Here is an 18,473-nt window from a genome sequence, read left to right on the forward strand (position 1 = left end):
GAAGCCGCAGATAGAGTCGATCGCGAATGTCTGAAGGCTGGAAATCGACACTGAGTCTATCAACAGGGGACTCGTCAACACGCAGCCCTTGGCGCGTGCGCTGCGGCATCGCGGCGGCGGCGATCCTTCTGTCACTCCATGCGGCGCCGGCCGAGAACACGCTCGACATGGCTCCCGATCCGGACCAGAGCCGCGCCGAATACGAACAGGTTTCCAAGGAAATAACGCTGTCGTCGGAACGGCTGGCCAAGCTTGCCGCCGACATCGCCGCGGTCAAGAAGGACCACGCCTCGATCACCGCCGCGTTGATCCAGTCGGCGATGACCGAACAGAAGCTCGGCCAGGACATCGAGGATATCGGCGCCAAGCTGGAGGGGCTGAAGAGCCAGCAGCAGAAGATCCGCGCCTCGCTCATGGCACGACGCGATGTGCTGGCCGAAGTGCTGGGTGCCTTGCAGCGCATGGGCCTGAACCCGCCGCCGGCGATCCTGGTCAAGCCGGAGGACGCGCTGTCGTCGGTGCGCAGCGCCATCCTGCTCGGCGCCGTGGTGCCGGAATTGCGCCAGCAGACCGATGCCCTGCTGGCCGACCTCAGGGAACAAACCCGGGTGACGGCCTCGATCGAGGCTGAACGGGCGCGGCTGACGGAGGCGGTCGGCGAGCAGGCGGCGGAAAAGAAGCGGCTCGGCATGCTGCTCGAGGCCAAGCAGAAGCTCGAGGCTGACACAAAGGCGCAGATGGCGGCCGAGCAGCAGAAATCCGAGGCGCTGGCAGCCAGGGCCAGCAGCCTGAAGGATCTGATCGCGTCGCTCGAGGCGCAGGCCGAGAAGACCCGCAAGGCCGCGGATGCCGCAAAGGCGGCCACGCCGGGCGCCGATCAGACGGGCGGCGACAAGACGGCGTCGCTGCCGGTCCCCGAAGCCAATCAACTCACCGCGACTGCCCCCTTTTCGGCACTGCAAGGGCAGATCGCGCTGCCGGTCACAGGCCGAATCAAGCGCCGGTTCGGCGCCGATGACGGTAGCGGCGCCTTGATGCTTGGCGACATGCTTGCGACACAATCGGGAGCCATCGTCACCGCTCCGGCGGATGGGAATGTGCTTTATGCGGGGCCGTTTCGCTCCTACGGTCAACTCTTGATCCTCAATGCCGGCGACGGTTATCATGTCGTTCTGGCGGGGATGAGCAGAATCAGCGTCGTGACTGGCCAGTCGGTGCTCGCAGGAGAGCCGGTCGGCGCGATGGGAGAAGCCCGGGTAGCGAGTACCTCGGTTTCGAAGAATGGAAATGCCACGCCGGAACTCTATGTCGAGTTCCGTAAGGATGGAAAACCCGTCGATCCGGCCCCATGGTGGGCGGACCGTTTTTCTGGAAGGACGTGAAATGATGCGGAAACTGTCGCTTCTGTTTGCCGGTGCGCTGATGGGCGCGTCCGCCATGAGCCTTGTTTACGGCGCTCCTGGCTCGTCGGCGAACGCTGCGGGGTCGGAGACCTACAAGCAACTGGCGATCTTCGGCGACATCTTCGAGCGGGTGCGGGCACAGTACGTCACGCCGCCCGACGACAAGTCGCTGGTCGAGAACGCCATCAACGGCATGCTTTCCTCGCTCGACCCGCACTCCTCCTACATGAACGCCGAACAGGCGCAGGACATGCGCGTGCAGACCAAGGGTGAGTTCGGCGGCCTCGGCATCGAGGTCACCATGGAGAACGACCTGGTCAAGGTGATCACGCCGATCGACGACACGCCGGCCGCCAAGGCTGGCGTGCTGGCCGGCGACTATATCGCCAAGATCGATGGCGAAGAGGTTCGCGGCCTGACGCTCAACGACGCGGTCGACAAGATGCGCGGCCTGGTCAACACGCCGATCAAGCTCACCATCCTGCGCCAGGGCGCCGACAAGCCGATCGAGCTTACGGTGGTGCGCGACATCATCAAGGTCAAGGCGGTCAAGTTCCGGGTCGAGAATGACATCGGCTACATGAAGATCACCTCCTTCACCGAAAAGACCTATGACGACCTCGAGAACGCGATCGACACCATCAAGAAGCAGGTGCCGGACGACAAGCTCAAGGGCTATGTGCTCGACCTGCGCCTCAATCCGGGCGGCCTGCTCGACCAGGCGGTGAGCGTGTCCGACGCCTTCCTCAAGCGCGGCGAGATCGTCTCGACGCGCGGACGCGATCCGAAGGACGTCACCCGCTTCGACGCCAAGCCGAAGCAGACCGACGACATCAACGGCAAGCCGATGATCGTACTCGTCAATGGCGGCTCGGCCAGCGCTTCCGAAATCGTCGCCGGCGCGCTGCAGGACCTGCGCCGCGTCACGGTGGTGGGCACGCAGTCCTTCGGCAAGGGTTCGGTGCAGACCATCATTCCGCTCGGCGAGAATGGCGCGCTCAGGCTGACGACGGCGCTTTATTACACGCCGTCGGGCAAGTCGATCCAGGGCAAGGGCATCACGCCCGACATCAAGGTCGACCAGCCGTTGCCGCCGGAACTGCAGGGCAGGGACCTGACGCGCGGCGAGTCCGATCTCAAGGGCCACATCAAGGGCGCGGACGAGAGCAAGACCGGTTCGGGCTCGGCCGCCTATGTGCCGCCGGATCCGAAGGACGACCTGCAGCTCATCTTTGCAGAGCAGCTGCTGCGCGGCCAGAAGACCGATCCGGCCTTCCCGCCCAATCCGGAAAAGGCCGTGCTCAACCAGTAGTGGTTTGGCCGGCCAGGTCTGGCCGCCTGACCCAAGCAATGCGATGCTGCCGGGACCCTTGGGTTCCGGCAGTTTGATTCGGGGGCAAGATGGGGCCTCCAGATGCGGCGCCAAGGGGTGCGCCAGGATTGATGAATTCGCGCAGGTCTTCTCGAAGGACTACCCTTCGGAACGATGCGCCCCGGGGACAGGGCTTGGCTGATATCGGCAAGGACATCGAACGCCCGCTTGGACAGACCGTCCGGGCGCCGCGCGCTGCCGGCAAGGTCAGCGCGGGCATGATCGCCGCAGCCATTGTCGTGCTGGGCGTGGTCGGCGTTTCCGGTGCGATCGCGCTCAGGGAAAAGCCGTTTCGCAAGCCGCAGGAGGTTGCCGTCTCGACGCCGAAGGTGACGGCGCCTGCCGAACCCGCCGCCGCGCCTCCAGCCTTGGCGCCGGCCGCCGTCCCGAAGGCGCAGACGCCAGCCAAGACAGGCGGCCCGCAGATCATCCATGTGCAGACGGAAGAGGGCGACGGCCCGCCCAAGGCGGGGATCGTCATCCGCGATCCGTCGAGCATCGGGCAGAACTTGAAGATCGCGCATCTTCCCGACAAGGCGCTGATCGAAGCCAGCGATAGCGGGCCCTTGCCGATGCGCGCCGCCGATGGAAGGCGGCCATTCGACGTCTATGCGCGGCCCTGGTCCGGCGCGCGCGGGGCTCGCGTGGCGATCGTCATCGGCGGGCTCGCCGTTTCACAGACCGGCACTCAGGCGGCGATCGCCAAGCTGCCGCCTGAGGTGACGCTGGGCTTTGCCCCGCAGGGCAACAGCATCGGCCGCTGGATGCAGGCCGCCAGGCAGAGCGGCCATGAGATCGTCATGCAGGTGCCGCTCGAACCGTTCGACTATCCCAGCGTCAATCCGGGCCGCAACACGCTGACCGTGGCGGCAAGTGTCGATGAGAACCTGAAAAGCCTGCACTGGGCGCTGTCGCGGACGACGAACTATACCGGCGTCATGAACTATATGGGCGCCCGTTTCTCGGCCGACGCGACGGCGATGGGACCGTTCATGGCCGAGCTCGGCAAGCGCGGCCTCGCCTATATCGACGACGGCTCGTCGGCGCGCAGCCTCGCACCCGACCTGGCGCTGAAGGACGGCGTGCCCTTCGTCGCCGGCGACATGGCGATCGATGCGGTGCAGGATCGCGGCGAAATCCTGAAGAAGCTCGACAGCCTGGAAGCGACAGCGCGAGCCAAGGGCTTTGCCGTCGGCATCGGCTCGGCCTTCGACCTGACGGTCGACACGGTGTCGTCCTGGGTGGCCGAAGCCAAGAAGCGCGGCATCGAGATCGTGCCGATTTCAGCTGTGGCCATTGATCCGCAAAAAGGCTGACGATCCGCTGATCGCAACGAACCCACTGGAACGACCGGAGAGAGCGTCGGATGGCCAAAAAGATCGACCGCGAAACGCTGCCTTATCGCCCCTGTGTCGGGCTGATGATCCTCAACGCCGAGGGCCTGGTCTGGGTCGGGCACCGCATTGCGGAACCCGACAGCGAATTTGCCGGCACCACGCAGCTCTGGCAGATGCCGCAAGGCGGCATCGACAAGGGCGAGGAGCCGCTGGAAGCGGCGGAGCGGGAGCTCTATGAGGAGACCGGCATGCGCAGCGTCTCGCTCATTGCCGAGGCGCCGGACTGGATCAACTATGATCTGCCGGACCATCTCGTCGGCATTGCCTTCAAGGGACGGTATCGCGGCCAGACGCAGAAATGGTTCGCCTTCCGCTTCCACGGCGAGACAAGCGAGGTCCAGATCAATCCGCCGCCGGGCGGCCATACGGCCGAATTCGACAAGTGGACTTGGCGGCCGATGCAGGACCTGCCCGACCTGATCGTGCCGTTCAAGCGCCATGTCTATGAGGATGTGGTGGCGGCGTTCCGGCACCTGGTGGCATAAAAGGACGAGACGCAGCTGCGGTTGCCGCGCGGGTCCTGCGGTCCTATTGATGTCTGTCCGCCACGAGAAGGGTCGCCATGAACGACGCCTCCAGAAGGTCGTTGCCCGGGGATACCGCTGCCGTAACCGAAGCGGCGGCGGGAGCCATTCTCAGCATCGATCTCGGCGCGATCCGTGAAAACTATCGGCGGCTGAAAGCGCAACTGGGCGGCGTGCGTTGCGCTGGCGTGGTCAAGGCGGACGGCTATGGTCTCGGTGTGGCGCAGGTGGCATCGGCGCTGATGAAGGATGGCTGCGACACTTTCTTCGTCGCGCTGCTGGCCGAAGGCATCGTCCTGCGCAAGGCGATTGGCGCCGGGCCGGACATCTACGTGCTGAACGGGCTGCCGCCGGGCTCGGAGCCGGAAGCCGTCGCTGCCGGCCTGTGCGCGGTCATCAACAGTGGCGCGCAGTTGAAAGCCTGGCGCGCGACGGCGCATGGCGCCGGCCGCCGGCTGCCGGCCGCCATCCAGGTCGACAGCGGCATGTCGCGGCTTGGCATGGCGCCTGCCGAGGTCGAAGCGGTGGTGAAAGATGCCGGTGCGTTCGCGAGCATCGACATCAGATACGTGATCAGCCATCTGGCCTGCGCCGACGAGCCGCGCCATCCGGCCAACGAGCAGCAACGGCTGGCATTTGAACGGCTGCGTGCCCTGCTGCCGGAGGCGCCTGCCTCGCTCGCCAATTCCTCCGGCATTTTCCTTGGGCCGCGCTACCACTACGATCTCGCCCGGCCGGGGGCGGCGCTCTACGGCATCAACCCGACGCCTGGCGCGCCCAACCCGATGCTGCCCGTGGTGGGGCTGCAGGCCAAGGTTGCGCAGACGCGCGGCATCGAAAAAGGCACCGGCGTCGGCTATGGCCACACCTATCACGCCGAAGGCCCGGGCAGCCTGGCGACGATCTCGTTCGGCTATGCCGATGGCTGGTTGCGCCGCTCGGCCTCGGCGGCCTGGTTCGAAGGGGTGCGTCTGCCTTTCCTCGGGCGTGTGTCGATGGATTCGATCATACTCGACATTTCGGCCCTGCCGCCAGGCAAATTGCGCGAGGGCGACCTGGTCGAGTTGCTGGGTCCTTCGCAAAGCGTCGACGATGCGGCCGGCCATGCCGGCACCATCGGATATGAAATCCTGGCCAGCCTCGGCAAGCGCTTTCACCGCCGATACGTCGATAGCTAGCCCCTCGAGACTAGCCTCTTGGCGGGCGCGGCAAAATCCGGCAGACAGGGAATCGCATGCCCGGTGTTAGTGGCGGCGTGGAGCGTGATGCAATGAAAATCATGGTGCTGGGCGGTGGCGTCATCGGCGTGACCACGGCGTATTACCTCGCCGAGGCTGGCCACGAGGTGACGGTGGTCGATCGCCAGAAAGGCCCGGCGCTGGAAACCAGCTTCGCCAATGCCGGCGAGATTTCGCCCGGCTATGCCTCGCCCTGGGCCGGGCCCGGCATTCCGCTCAAGGCGATCAAATGGCTGCTGATGAAGCATGGCCCGCTGGTCGTGCGGCCGGCCTTCGACCCGCATATGTGGACCTGGCTGGTCAAGATGCTGCGGAACTGCACGGCCGAGCGCTACGCGATCAACAAGTCGCGCATGGTGCCGCTGGCCGAGTACAGCCGCGACACGCTGAAGGCGCTGCGCGAAGCTACCGGCATCACCTATGACGAGCGGACCCAGGGCACGCTGCAGCTGTTCCGCACGCAAAAGCAGCTCGACGGCACATCAGGCGATGTCGAGGTGCTGAAGAAATACGGCGTGCCCTACGAAATCCTCGACCAGGACGGCTGCATCGCGGCCGAGCCGGGCTTGGCCAGCGTGCGCGAGAAGTTCGTCGGCGGCCTCAGGCTGCCGCATGACGAGACCGGTGACTGCAAGATGTTCACCGACAAATTGGCCGAGCTCTGCGTGGCGCGGGGCGTGAAGTTCGAATACGACATGACGATCTGGCGCGTCCTCCGCAGCCGCAACCGCGTTGCCAATCTCAGCACCAGCAAGGGTTTCAAGGCGGCCGACGCCTATGTCATGGCGATGGGCAGCTATTCGGCGGGGTTCATGCGCCGGATGAAGCGGCCGATCCCGGTCTATCCCGTCAAAGGCTATTCGATCACAGTGCCGATCAAGGATGCCGCACTGGCGCCGGTATCGACCGTCATGGACGAGACCTACAAGGTGGCGATCACGCGGCTCGGCGACCGCATCCGCGTCGGCGGCACGGCCGAGATTTCCGGCTTCGACCTGAGGCTGCACGAATCGCGGCGGCGCACGCTCGAACACTCGGTCGGCGATCTCTTTCCCGGCGCCGGCGCCATGCGCGAGGCGACGTTCTGGTGCGGGCTTCGGCCGATGACGCCGGACGGGCCGCCGCTGATCGGCCGCACCGAGCTGTCCAACCTTTATCTCAACACTGGCCACGGCACGCTCGGCTGGACCATGGCCTGCGGTTCGGCCAAGGTGCTGGCCGACATCATCTCGAGCCGAGTGCCCGATATCGATGTCCGCGCCCTGGCGCAGGAGCGCTATCTCAAATAGCGGCGTCCTGGGTGCACGGGTCAGAACGCCTGCCTGACCCAGACGTCGTCGAACAGCAGCCGGTAGGCCCACGGGATCATTGGCGGCGACCGGGTTGGAATGGACGAGGTAATCGTCATAAACCGGCTTCATCCTGACGTAGAAGGCGGGGTCGAGCACCACCATGCCGTTCTCCGAGTCATGGAAGAAGCTGCGGTTGTTGAGGTTGACCGAGGAGATGGCCACCAGCCTCTCGTCGATCATCATGATCTTGGAGTGCAGCACCACATCGGGCGCCTTGAATTCGCGGATGTTGATGCGGTCACCATATTCTTCGACGAACAGCTTGTTGAGCGCGGTGAGGAACTTGCCGCCGATATCGCCCTTGAGATCGATGCGGCCGACGATATCGATCTTGACCCCGCGCGCCAGCGCCCGGTCGAAGGCTCGCGCGAGGCTCGGCGTCAGGTTCAGGTAGGGATTGACGATCTGGATATGATGGCTGGCTGCATCGACCAGCTCGACGAAATAATCCTCCAGCGCGTGGCTGTCCTCATAGGGCACCGAAATGAAATGCCGGGCATTGCCTGAGGGGCGGCCACCCTTGGAACGGACCGGGATGGAGAAGGGGCGCGCCAGGTTGGTGTCGGCGTCGCGCAACCATATCGTCGACAGATGCGCGGCGAGCGTGTTGACAATGGTGGGGTCGGCGAACTCGATGTCGAAGTCGCTCCAGTTCGAGTAGTAGTTCAGCGAAAACCCGTCGGTCTTGCCGTATTGCTCGAGGTCCGGATGGCGCGACAGATCGATCGGCTGGTGGAACAGGAAACCGTCGTGGATGTTGCGGCCGCCGATTATGACGCGCGAGCGCGCGGGATCGAGCGCCAGCGCCGCCAGCATCTTGACGTGATGGACCTTGTGCAATTGTGAAATCTGCTCGTCGATCGGTGCGCCATGGTCCGCCTGCCAGCGATATTCCTGCAACTCGACATTGGGGAATTCGGCCGCCAGCCGGTGCAGCATGGCGTCGTCCTTCTCGCGTTCCAGCACATCGGTGACCATGATGCGCACCTTGGTGCCAAGCGCTGCATGGTGGCGGATCAGCCTTTCGATGATGCGGCCGGAAAAATCCGCCTTGAACTCGAGCGATGAGAGATAGATCAGCTTCAGCCTTGGCGCCCTGGAGAAATCGAGCGGCAGTTCCGGGTCACCCTTGTCGATGGCCGCGTCCGACAGCGGCGTGCCCATCAGCGCCTCGACCTTGGCGTTGAAGCCGTCACGCGATTTGCGCAGCAGGCGCGGGTGGCCGATCGGCACGGCGCAGGTCTGCGACAGCCAGCGGCTGGCGTAGAAGACGCGCTCAAGCGCGTCTAGGCTGGCATCGTCGGGAACGGGGCAGCGCTGGTAGCGGCTGTCGAAGGCGGCAAGCCCTGGATCGGCGGCCTCTTCGCGCCGCATGGCGAGCGGTGCGCCTGCCCGAGCAAGGCTGGAGCGAATCGTCGCGTTGCAGCGGTTCAGGCTGTCACTAGGAAACAGGCTGGCCGTGTCGTCCGCGCCGGACAGGCGAAAGCGGAATGCCGTGCCCGCGGCTATGGTGCGTGAGCCGCCGCCGGCACGAATGACCAGCACGCCGTCGCAAGACCCTTCGATGTCGGCGGGCTGCTTGCCCGCCTGGCGCACGACGATCTCGACGCTGCGTGCCTGCAAACCGGTGAAATCGAAAATCTTGGGCGCCGAGGGTCGTGCCGCGGCGTCGATGTAGAGCGTCTGCCGCGACACCCGCCAGCGTCCGTCGAAACGGCCCTCGCCGACGTCGCCGCCGGACGGCGGCAGACGCGGCTTGGCCACCGGTCCGGCAAGTTGCTGCAGCGTCGTGTAGGTCGTCTGGAAGTCGCGGTTCTGGACGTCGCGGCGGTTTCGCCCGAACGGTCCGGTGCCGTTGGCGCGGTCCATGGCACCGAGCTGGTTGTTGGCAAGCAGCGCCAGGAACCTTCTTTCATAGTCGCTGGTACCGGCGTCTCCGAAGAATTGCGCCGCGGCGACCTGCGGCCCGGGCGTGCCGGCCGACAGCGCAGGGCGGGTGCAGGCTGCCTGTCCCGGCAGGAACTCGCAGGCGTTCCGGCCTGGGTCCGCGCAGCCGGCAAGGGCAGTGAGCGCCAGCCCGAACACGGCCAGGATGATCGATGCACGGCCGTTCAATCCGTTGCTCCGGCCTTCAGGGCACGCAACTGCGTCGGGTCTCGCGGTGGCATGAAGCCTTGCGGAAAAACCGTGCAGATCGGAATGGCAAAGGTGGCGATCAGCAATTCCGCTTCGCTGCGCATCTTGCGGGGCGCCGTCTTGTCATCGCGGATCGCCCTGGCCGAAGCGACAAGAGCGCCATCGCAGTCGCAATGGTTGTGACGGGCGATGTAGCAGGCGTCATGGGTCCGGCAAACCGCGTCGAGGCGGTCGACCGGCCGGGCCGAGAGATCCCCGGTGCGGGTGCCTGGGCCGCAGTAATTGCCGATGACGAAGGGCGAGGGGCGCGCCATGGCGTAACGGATGGGCTTGGGCAATTCGGCTTCCGGCACTTTTGTCCATGGGTTGGCGCAGGCCGAGACGAAAAGCAGCGGCAGGATGGCAAGAACGGCTCGCATTTTTATCCGCGCCAGCTTTCTGACGATTTCCCCACCCGGCGGCCCCGCTCATAGCGGTGGCCGCATGCCTGATGCCACACTGGCTGGTTTTGTGGCAAGCGCAAGGCGGCGCCGACAGCCTCGGTCATGTATTGCAATGCTGGATTGATCTGCCCGATAATACTCACTCGGGCACCCGGAGTGTAAGCACCAGTGATGCAGCGTTGCCTTATCGTTACGTTTGTTGGATTTCTGTCTGGCGTCGCGGGGGCGAATGCCGCCGACAATACCGTCCATGACCGAAATAACTGGATCTCGCTGACCTTTCCCGAAGAATGGACCAGTGAGCCGCCTTCTGGCGAAGCGATGTTGCTGGCTGTTGATTCCACAGAAAATGAGGGCCTTTCCTGCATGGTGTCGGGCTCGCTTTACAATCCAACCGGTTCGCCGCCCGATCCGCGCAAGTTCATCGAGGACTGGCCGATGGGCACTTGGCAGAGGATGATGGGCGAACCGTTCAACACAGCCGATTTCAGCAATGACAAGCTGGCAAGGTTTCCGGACGGCTATCCTGTGCGCCTTGCCGATCTGGACTTCACGGTTAGGAACGAGAATAACATTCTGCACGGCCATTCCAGGTTTGCGTTTTCAGTTCGGGGTGCGCGCTATGGTTATGTCAACTGCTCGTTGATGGCCGAGAGCGCCGAGGAGGTGGCGCAGCGATGGGCACCATTGGCGGACGAGGTTGAGCGCGTGGTGAATTCCTTCGTTCTCTACCCGCCTTGAATGGCGCATTGCCTTCGCCGGTTGGTGAAATCAGGTGAAAAGGCCCCGCTCCCGCTCCACCGCCTTGGTGATGAAGCTGGCGACGATCTGGACCCGCCGCAGCGGCCTGACCGATTCGTGATAGACCAGCCAGTAGGCGCGGCGGATGGGTGCCACCACATCGACGGCCATCAGTTCCGGCATCGAGCGGGCGACAAACGTGTGCAGGATGCCGATGCCGGCACCAGACCTTACGGCTTCGGCTTGGCCGAGTGCGGAGGAAATGGCAAAGCTGGTGCGCCAGTCCGGGCTGAATTCGGCGGCGTAGTCGAGCGAGGGGCTGACGATGAGGTCGGGCACATAGCCGATCAGCGTGTGCTGGCCGAGCTCGGCGGCGGTCCTGGGCAGACCATGCGCTTGCGCATAGGCGCGAGAGGCGAACAGGCCGAGCGTGTAGTCGACCAGCTTTCCCGCCACCAGCCGGCCCTCGGTCGGCCGCTCGACAGTGATGGCGATGTCGGCCTCGCGGCGCGACAGCGAGAAGGAGCGCGGCACCGGCACGAGCTGGATCGTCAGTTCGCGGTGCAGCGTGGTCAGTTCACCGAGGCACTTGGCCAGGAAGGCGACGCCAAACCCGTCGGGCGCACCGATGCGGACCGTGCCCGAGACGTCGTCGCCTTCGCCCGATATGGTCGAGCGCGCGGCGATCATGTCGCCCTCCATGCGCTCGGCAATGTCGAGAAAACGCTCGCCCGCGGGCGTCAGCTCGCTGCCGGTGGTCAGCCGGCGAAAGAGTTTCGTGCGCAGCGCCTCCTCGAGGGCTGCAATGCGGCGCGAGACGGTGGCGTGGTTGAGTTCCAGCCGTTTGGCGGCGCCGAGGATCTGGCCGGCGCGGGCCACGGCGAGGAAGATACGGACGTCATCCCAGTTCATGAGAGTGGTCCGAATGACAATGGTCAGCGTAGCGTTCTGTGGCGCCCCCCTCTGTCCTGCCGGACATCTGCCCCTCTAGAGGGGAGATTGGCAGCGTCGCCGACAGTCCCTCCTTGACAGCCCCCATGATTGGCGAAGGCGAATATGACAGCGCAATCTCCCCCCTAGAGGGGGAGATGTCCGGCAGGACAGAGGGGGGCGCTAAGGAACTCAACGTTGATCATTCCTGGTGTAAGAGGCCCCATCATTTGCGAGAATTAATGCTCTCCCGTCAAACGTTATCTATTTTCCGCACAACGGTTGCGTTCTCGCTCGCGTTGCCATTCGCCGGCCGAAGGCGGACAATGCTCCATCACGAACAAAGGGAGAGACATCATGATCGAATACGGTCATTTCATCGGCGGCAAGCATGTCGCCGGCACCAGCGGCCGCAAGCAGGACGTCATGCAGCCGATGGACGGCACGGTGCGCGGTACGGTGGCGCTGGCTTCGCAGGCGGAATTGCGCGCGGCGGTCGAGAACGCCAAGGCCGCACAGCCGAAATGGGCCGCCACCAATCCGCAGCGCCGCGTGCGCGTGCTGATGAAATTCCTCGAACTGGTCGCCCGCGACTACGACGAGCTGGCCGACATCCTGGCGCGCGAGCATGGCAAGACCATCGCCGACGCCAAGGGCGACATCCAGCGCGGCCTCGAAGTGGTCGAGGTCTGCATCGGTGCCCCGCACATGATGAAGGGCGAGTTCACCGACGGCGCCGGCCCCGGCATCGACGTCTATTCGATGCGCCAGCCGCTCGGCGTCGTCGCCGGCATCACGCCGTTCAACTTCCCGGCGATGATCCCGCTATGGAAGATCGCCCCGGCGATCGCCTGCGGCAACGCTTTCATCCTGAAGCCTTCCGAGCGTGACCCGGGCGTGCCGATCCGCATTGCCGAGCTGTTCCTCGAGGCCGGCCTGCCGGCGGGCGTCCTCAACGTCGTCAATGGCGACAAGGAAGTCGTCGACGCCATCCTCGACGATCCCGACATCAAGGCCATCGGCTTTGTCGGCTCTACGCCGATCGCGCATTACATCTATTCGCGTGGCACTGCCGCCGGCAAGCGCGTGCAGTGCTTCGGCGGCGCCAAGAACCACATGATCATCATGCCCGACGCCGACATGGACCAGACCGTCGATGCGCTGATCGGCGCCGGCTACGGCTCGGCGGGCGAGCGCTGCATGGCGATCTCGGTTGCTGTCCCGGTCGGCAACGACACAGCCAACCGATTAATGGAAAAGCTCGTTCCGCGCGTCGAGAGCCTGAAGGTCGGCCCGTCGACGGATTCGGCCGCCGATTTCGGCCCGCTGGTGACGCGCCAGGCGCTGGAGCGGGTGAAAGGCTACGTCGACACCGGGGTCAAGGAAGGCGCCAAGCTGGTCGTCGACGGCCGCGGCTTCTCGATGCAGGGCTATGAGAACGGCTACTACATGGGCGGCTGCCTGTTCGACAATGTCACGGCCGACATGAGTATCTACAAGGAAGAGATTTTCGGGCCGGTGCTCTCGGTGGTGCGCGCGCCGACCTATGAGAGCGCGATCAAGCTCGCCAACGACCATGAGATGGGCAATGGCGTCGCCATCTTCACCCGTGACGGCGACGCCGCGCGCGACTTCGCTAGCCGTGTCCAGGTCGGCATGGTCGGCGTCAACGTGCCGATCCCGGTGCCGATCGCCTACTATACGTTCGGCGGCTGGAAGGCGTCGTCCTTCGGCGATCTCAACCAGCACGGTCCGGACGCTTTCCGCTTCTACACGAAGACCAAGACGGTAACCTCGCGCTGGCCGTCCGGCATCAAGGACGGCGCCGAATTCGTCATCCCAACGATGAACTAGCCGGACGCTTTGCTGCTTGCGCGTCCTCGCCTTCGGCTGCGGGCGCGCGGGCGGGCATCAAGGACGGCGCCGAGTTCGTCATCCCGACGATGAACTAGCCGGCGGTTTCCTGCTTGCGCGTCTTCGGCTGCGGGCGCGCGGGGCGGGCATGAAGGCAGACAGCAAAGGCTCGGGCTCAGAACCCCGAGCCTTTTTGCTGTCCGGTCGCGGTCGGTATCCACGTGAACGCTAATGTGATGGAACCTGGGGCGCGTTGCCGTCTTAGGTTGCAGTCCTGCCGCCTGGAGGCCTGGAGGCGCGGCAGATCAACCAACGGCGCTGGCGACAGCTTCGGGGGCAATCGTTTGGCGCAGGGAGGTGTCAGATGGCACGTCTTATGGCAACGATATCTCTGGCGGCGGCTTCCGCGTTTTTCGCCGCCCAGGCATCGGCAGCACCGCAATGCGCGGCGCGTACGGACATGGTCAAGGCGCTCGGTGAGAAGTTCCACGAAAGCCAGGCGGCGCACGGCCTGGTCAACCCGAGCGTGATACTCGAGATCTTCGTGTCCGACCAGGGCACCTGGACCATCCTGGCCACCGACATCCATGGCCAGAGCTGCGTCATCACGGCGGGCGAAGGTTGGGACGGTGCCGTGATGGCGGGGATGCCCGGCGCCTGAATTGACAAGCAGGCTCAGCGCGTCGCTGCCGCCTCGGCATGGCCGCGCAGCAGCGCCATCAGCCGCTTGGCGTCCTTGGCCGCGGCCTCTTCGTCTCCGTCAAGGATAGAGCGGATCAGGGCAACGTGGTGCTCGGCCGATTCGGCGAGCCCGGTATCGGCCTTGTAGCGGAACCAGAAGCGGCGGCTGTGGGTCTGCAAAGGGGCGGCCAGCCGCGCGGCAAAGGGGTTGTCGGCGGCCATCGCCAGCGCTTCGTCGAGCGCCTTGTCGGCCTGGATGAAGGCCAGCACGTTGCCTGAGATGACCGCCTTCTGCATGGCAAGGGCTGCCTCGTGAAACAGGTCGGCGGCCTCGCGGGTGACGAAGCGTGCGGCCGAGCGGGCCAGCACCACCTCGACGCCGCGCCGGGCGTCGAGCACGCGCAGCCAGTCGCCCGGATGCAGCGGCGCGATCGCGATGCCGGCACGCGGACGCACGTCGAGCAGCCCTTCCCAGGCCAGCCGCTGGATCGCCTCGCGCACCGGCGTGCGGCCGAGCGCCAGCCTATCGATGAGGGCGCCCTCCGTGACGAAGCTCGCCGGCGCCAGTTCGAGCGTGACGATCATGTGCTCGAGCACGCGATAGGCCCGGGTCGCGGCCGGCTCCGACAAAGCGCGTGCTTCCTTGGATATCAAAGGCTGTCTCCTGATATATCCAGAATATATCATAACGGATTCCGCATTGACAGCGGCTTTCTTAACAGATATATGGCTGATATATCAGATGGAGCAATGATCATGTGGACCGGAGTTTTCCCCGCCGTCACGACCAAATTCACCGACGACGATCGTCTCGACCATGCCGAGATGGAGCGCTGCTTTGCCCTGCAGATGGAGGCCGGCTGCGACGGCATCATCGTTTGCGGCTCGCTCGGCGAAGGACCGATGCTGTCGCATGACGAGAAGATCGAGGTGCTGAAGACCGCCCAGAAAGTCGCAGGCGACAAGCCCGTGCTGCTGACGGTCAACGAAGCCGGCACCCGCGAGGCTGCCAGCATCGCAAAGCGCGCCGCCAAGGAAGGCGCCAACGGCCTGATGGTGGTGCCGAGCCCGATCTACCACACCAATGCGGAAGAGACGGTGGCGGCCCTTCGCGCGGTCGCACAGGCCGGCGACCTGCCGGTGATGATCTACTCCAACCGCCTGGCCTATCGCGTCGACGTCACCGTCGACCAGATGGAGGAACTGGCGTCGGACAAGCGCTTCGTCGCCGTCAAGGAATCCTCCGACGACATCCGCCGCTCGACCGAGATCATCAATCGTCTGGGCACCCGATACGACCTGTTCACCGGCGTCGACAATCTGGCCTTCGAGGCGCTGTCGGTCGGTGCCATCGGCTGGGTGGCCGGCCTGGTCACCGCTTTCCCGCGCGAGACCGTCGCCATCTACCAGCTGATGAAGCAGGGCCGCCGCGAGGAGGCGCTTTCGATCTACCGCTGGTTCCGGCCGCTGCTCGATCTCGACGTCTCGACCTATCTGGTGCAGAACATCAAGCTTGCCGAAGTGTTCGCCATTCAAACCAATGACCGCGTGCGCATGCCGCGCCAGCCGCTGTTGGGCGAGCGCCGCAAGGCGGTCGAAAAGATCATCAAGGACGCGCTGGCGGTGCGGCCGACGCTGCCGCAGTTCTAGACGGGATATGTCGCCGCAGTCCCCCTCATCCGGCCGCTACGCGGCCACCTTCTCCCCCAGGGGAGAAGAGGTCGTCGGCGCTGGCGCCTGTCTCTTCTCCCCGCCGGGGAGAAGGTGGCCCGAAGGGTCGGATGAGGGGGCTGGCTGTAAGGGGCGGGATTGGCACATGCACCACGGCACGCAGCCATGAATAGCGATGCTGCAATCGACATCGCCATCATCGGCGGCGGCATTATCGGCATCTGTGCGGCCGCCTTGCTTGCCGAGGCGGGGCGCGACGTCACGGTCTTCGACCGTACCGGCATCTGCGAAGAGACGAGTTCCGGCAATGCCGCCGCCTTCGCCTTCTCCGACGTGCTGCCGTTGGCCCACAAGGGCATGATCCGGCAATTGCCGAAATGGCTGGCCGACCCGCTCGGGCCACTCAGCATCCCGCCGGCCTACCTGCCGAAGCTCCTGCCTTGGCTGATCCGTTTCTGGCGGGCCGGCGCGCCGGAGAAATACGAGGCGAGCCTCGCCACCCAGGCCGGCATGATGAAGCTCGCCGAAGCGGAGTGGATGGGCTTGCTCGACCGCTCCGGCACGCGATCGATGCTGCGCGAGGACGGCTCGCTGGAACTTTACGAAAGCGAAGCCGAGTTTCAGGCCGGGCTGTCCGGCTGGGCCGCGCGCGAACGTTTTGGCATCGGCTTTCGCCATGTCGAGGGCGAGGACCTTGCGACGCTGCAGCCCGGCCTGTCGCCACGCTTCGTCAACGGCACGTTCGTGCCGGGCTGGAAGACGGTCGCCGACCCAAAGCTGCTCGGCAAGGCGGTGTGGGCCTATGCTCAGTCCAAGGGCGCGCGTTTTCAAATGGCTCGGATCGACCGTGTCGCGGCGGACCAGGATGGTGCGACGCTGACGCTGGCCGATGGATCCACAAGGCGCGCCAGGCAGCTCGTCATCACCGCCGGCGCCTGGTCGCACCTTCTGGCCAGGCAGCTCGGCGACCGCATTCCGCTCGAAACCGAGCGCGGCTACAACACGACCTTGCCGACGAGCGCCTTCGACGTGAAGCGGATGCTGATCTTCTCCGGCCATGGCTTCGTTATCACGCCGCTGGAAACAGGCTTGCGCGTCGGCGGTGCGGTCGAACTCGGCGGTATCGAACGGGCGCCCAATTATGCCAGGTCGAAGGCGCTGCTGCGGAAGGCGCAGAAATTCCTGCCGGGGCTCGATCCCTCGGACGGGCGCGAATGGATGGGATTCCGGCCCTCGCTGCCGGATTCGGTGCCGGTCATCGGCAAGGCGCAGGGAAGCCGGCCGGTAGTCTATGCCTTCGGCCACGGCCATCTCGGCCTGACCCAGGCGGCGGCGACGGGACGGTTGATCCGGGAGCTCGTCCTGGGGCAGACTCCGCCTGTCGATCTGGCCCCCTTCAGTCCACAACGGTTTTGATTTTCGGGTTTTGATTTTCGAGGAACGACATGGCCAAGAAATCCTTCTTCTGCATCGACGGCCACACTTGCGGCAATCCGGTGCGGCTGGTCGCCGGCGGCGGGCCATTGCTGCAGGGTTCGACGATGATGGAGCGGCGCGCGCATTTCCTCGCCGAGTATGACTGGATCCGCACCGGATTGATGTTCGAGCCGCGCGGTCACGACGTGATGTCCGGCTCGATCCTCTACCCGCCGACGCGCGAGGATTGCGACATCGCCATCCTGTTCATCGAAACCTCCGGCTGCCTGCCGATGTGCGGCCACGGCACCATCGGCACGGTGACGATGGCGATCGAGCACGAGCTGATCAAGCCGAAGACGCCAGGCGTGCTGAGGCTCGACACGCCAGCCGGCCTGGTCATCGCCGAATACAAACAGGTCGGCGAATATGTCGAGGAGGTGCGCATCACCAACGTGCCGTCCTTCCTCCATGCCGAAGGTTTGACGGTCGAGTGTCCCGGGCTTGGCGAGATCACCGTCGATGTCGCCTATGGCGGCAATTTCTACGCCATCGTCGAGCCGCAGGCGAACTACCACGACATGGCCGACTATTCCGCCGGCGACTTCATCGCCTGGAGCCCGGTGGTGCGGCAGCGGCTCAACGAGAAATACACTTTCGTGCATCCGGAGAACCCAGGCATCAACCGGCTGTCGCACATGCTGTGGACCGGCAGCCCAACGGTCGCGGGAGCCGACGCCCGCAACGCCGTCTTCTACGGCGACAAGGCGATCGACCGCTCACCCTGCGGCACAGGCACCTCGGCACGCATGGCGCAGCTTCACGCCAAGGGCAAGCTCAAGGCCGGCGACAGCTTCGTCCATGAATCGATCATCGGCTCGCTGTTCAAGGGCAAGGTCGAAAAGGAGGTCACGGTCGCGGGAAAGCCGGCGATCATTCCCTCGATCGGCGGCTGGGCGCGCACGACCGGATTGAACACGATCTTCATCGATGATCGCGATCCGTTCGCGCATGGGTTCGTCGTCAAATAGTCGATTCATCACGTTAGGGAAGGCGCGCAAACACAAAAGGGAATTCTGTCAGGAACGCAATGATTCTTCTCATCACCTAATTTTGACGGCGATTTCTTCGAAGCGGGGCGCATGATGAGGTCGAATCGTCAAAGACATTGCGTTATGCCAATGGTAGGGTCCGCGATAGTCCAGGGGTCGGGAGCGAAAAAACGGGCAATCGGACGGCGTGCCGCCAAAACACGCATGACGATTGAAAAATCACGTTGCAATCCGGCCTCGAAACTTTACGACTAGGGGAAATA

General features: G+C 64.7%; 15 protein-coding genes and 1 pseudogene. 12 read left to right on the top strand and 4 right to left on the bottom strand.

Annotated elements, in window-relative coordinates:
- Positions 1–26 precede the first annotated feature (26 nt).
- From AC0NIH_RS05885 to AC0NIH_RS05910, 6 genes are all read left to right on the top strand, one after another.
- A complete protein-coding gene (locus tag AC0NIH_RS05885; protein WP_473461118.1) occupies positions 27–1,382 on the top strand; it encodes a murein hydrolase activator EnvC family protein in 1,356 nt (451 codons plus the stop codon).
- Position 1,383: 1 nt separating this feature from the next.
- Positions 1,384–2,715 carry a S41 family peptidase gene (locus AC0NIH_RS05890; protein WP_010912108.1) on the top strand — a complete coding sequence of 444 codons (1,332 nt, stop codon included), beginning with the start codon at positions 1,384–1,386 and terminating at the stop codon, positions 2,713–2,715.
- A 194-nt stretch (positions 2,716–2,909) separates the two neighbouring features.
- A complete protein-coding gene (locus tag AC0NIH_RS05895) occupies positions 2,910–4,091 on the top strand; it encodes a divergent polysaccharide deacetylase family protein (RefSeq protein WP_473461121.1) in 1,182 nt (393 codons plus the stop codon).
- Between the two features lie 50 nt (positions 4,092–4,141).
- Positions 4,142–4,657 carry an RNA pyrophosphohydrolase gene (locus AC0NIH_RS05900; RefSeq protein WP_473461124.1) on the top strand — a complete coding sequence of 172 codons (516 nt, stop codon included), beginning with the start codon at positions 4,142–4,144 and terminating at the stop codon, positions 4,655–4,657.
- A gap of 77 nt (positions 4,658–4,734) precedes the next feature.
- On the top strand, positions 4,735–5,874 hold the full coding sequence (gene alr / locus AC0NIH_RS05905) for an alanine racemase (protein WP_473461127.1): 1,140 nt from the start codon (positions 4,735–4,737) through the stop codon (positions 5,872–5,874).
- A gap of 92 nt (positions 5,875–5,966) precedes the next feature.
- A complete protein-coding gene (locus AC0NIH_RS05910) occupies positions 5,967–7,223 on the top strand; it encodes a D-amino acid dehydrogenase (RefSeq protein ID WP_023766082.1) in 1,257 nt (418 codons plus the stop codon).
- Between the two features lie 198 nt (positions 7,224–7,421).
- Here AC0NIH_RS05910 and AC0NIH_RS05915 read toward each other — a convergent pair.
- Positions 7,422–9,155, bottom strand: a pseudogene (locus AC0NIH_RS05915) (phospholipase D-like domain-containing protein); the annotation flags it as partial.
- A gap of 242 nt (positions 9,156–9,397) precedes the next feature.
- Positions 9,398–9,841, bottom strand: a complete 444-nt coding sequence (locus AC0NIH_RS05920) for a hypothetical protein (protein ID WP_023777616.1) — start codon at positions 9,839–9,841, stop codon at positions 9,398–9,400.
- A gap of 195 nt (positions 9,842–10,036) precedes the next feature.
- On the opposite strand from AC0NIH_RS05920, the gene AC0NIH_RS05925 reads away from it, so the two are divergent.
- The gene (locus tag AC0NIH_RS05925) at positions 10,037–10,606 is read left to right on the top strand and encodes a hypothetical protein (RefSeq protein ID WP_031249988.1); all 570 of its coding nucleotides are present in this window, start codon (positions 10,037–10,039) and stop codon (positions 10,604–10,606) included.
- 30 nt (positions 10,607–10,636) lie between these two features.
- Here the strand turns inward: AC0NIH_RS05925 and AC0NIH_RS05930 are convergent, their stop codons facing one another.
- Entirely contained in the window at positions 10,637–11,518 is an 882-nt protein-coding gene (locus tag AC0NIH_RS05930) for a LysR family transcriptional regulator (protein WP_473461129.1), read from the bottom strand.
- Positions 11,519–11,893: 375 nt separating this feature from the next.
- On the opposite strand from AC0NIH_RS05930, the gene AC0NIH_RS05935 reads away from it, so the two are divergent.
- Together AC0NIH_RS05935 and AC0NIH_RS05940 are read left to right on the top strand one after the other, a co-directional pair.
- Positions 11,894–13,390 carry a CoA-acylating methylmalonate-semialdehyde dehydrogenase gene (locus AC0NIH_RS05935; RefSeq protein WP_473461132.1) on the top strand — a complete coding sequence of 499 codons (1,497 nt, stop codon included), beginning with the start codon at positions 11,894–11,896 and terminating at the stop codon, positions 13,388–13,390.
- A 364-nt stretch (positions 13,391–13,754) separates the two neighbouring features.
- On the top strand, positions 13,755–14,051 hold the full coding sequence (locus AC0NIH_RS05940; protein WP_023766087.1) for a hypothetical protein: 297 nt from the start codon (positions 13,755–13,757) through the stop codon (positions 14,049–14,051).
- A 14-nt stretch (positions 14,052–14,065) separates the two neighbouring features.
- On the opposite strand, the gene AC0NIH_RS05945 is transcribed toward AC0NIH_RS05940, so the two are convergent.
- Entirely contained in the window at positions 14,066–14,758 is a 693-nt protein-coding gene (locus tag AC0NIH_RS05945; RefSeq protein WP_352705612.1) for a GntR family transcriptional regulator, read from the bottom strand.
- Positions 14,759–14,827: 69 nt separating this feature from the next.
- Here AC0NIH_RS05945 and AC0NIH_RS05950 point away from each other — a divergent pair, with 69 nt between their 5' ends.
- The 3 genes from AC0NIH_RS05950 (at position 14,828) to AC0NIH_RS05960 (ending at position 18,189) form a co-directional block, all read left to right on the top strand.
- The gene (locus AC0NIH_RS05950; protein WP_473461135.1) at positions 14,828–15,721 is read left to right on the top strand and encodes a dihydrodipicolinate synthase family protein; all 894 of its coding nucleotides are present in this window, start codon (positions 14,828–14,830) and stop codon (positions 15,719–15,721) included.
- A 186-nt stretch (positions 15,722–15,907) separates the two neighbouring features.
- Entirely contained in the window at positions 15,908–17,158 is a 1,251-nt protein-coding gene (locus tag AC0NIH_RS05955) for an NAD(P)/FAD-dependent oxidoreductase (protein ID WP_473461137.1), read from the top strand.
- A 29-nt stretch (positions 17,159–17,187) separates the two neighbouring features.
- On the top strand, positions 17,188–18,189 hold the full coding sequence (locus AC0NIH_RS05960; RefSeq protein WP_473461140.1) for a 4-hydroxyproline epimerase: 1,002 nt from the start codon (positions 17,188–17,190) through the stop codon (positions 18,187–18,189).
- Positions 18,190–18,473 lie beyond the last annotated feature (284 nt).

This window comes from Mesorhizobium sp. WSM1386 (assembly GCF_055901595.1).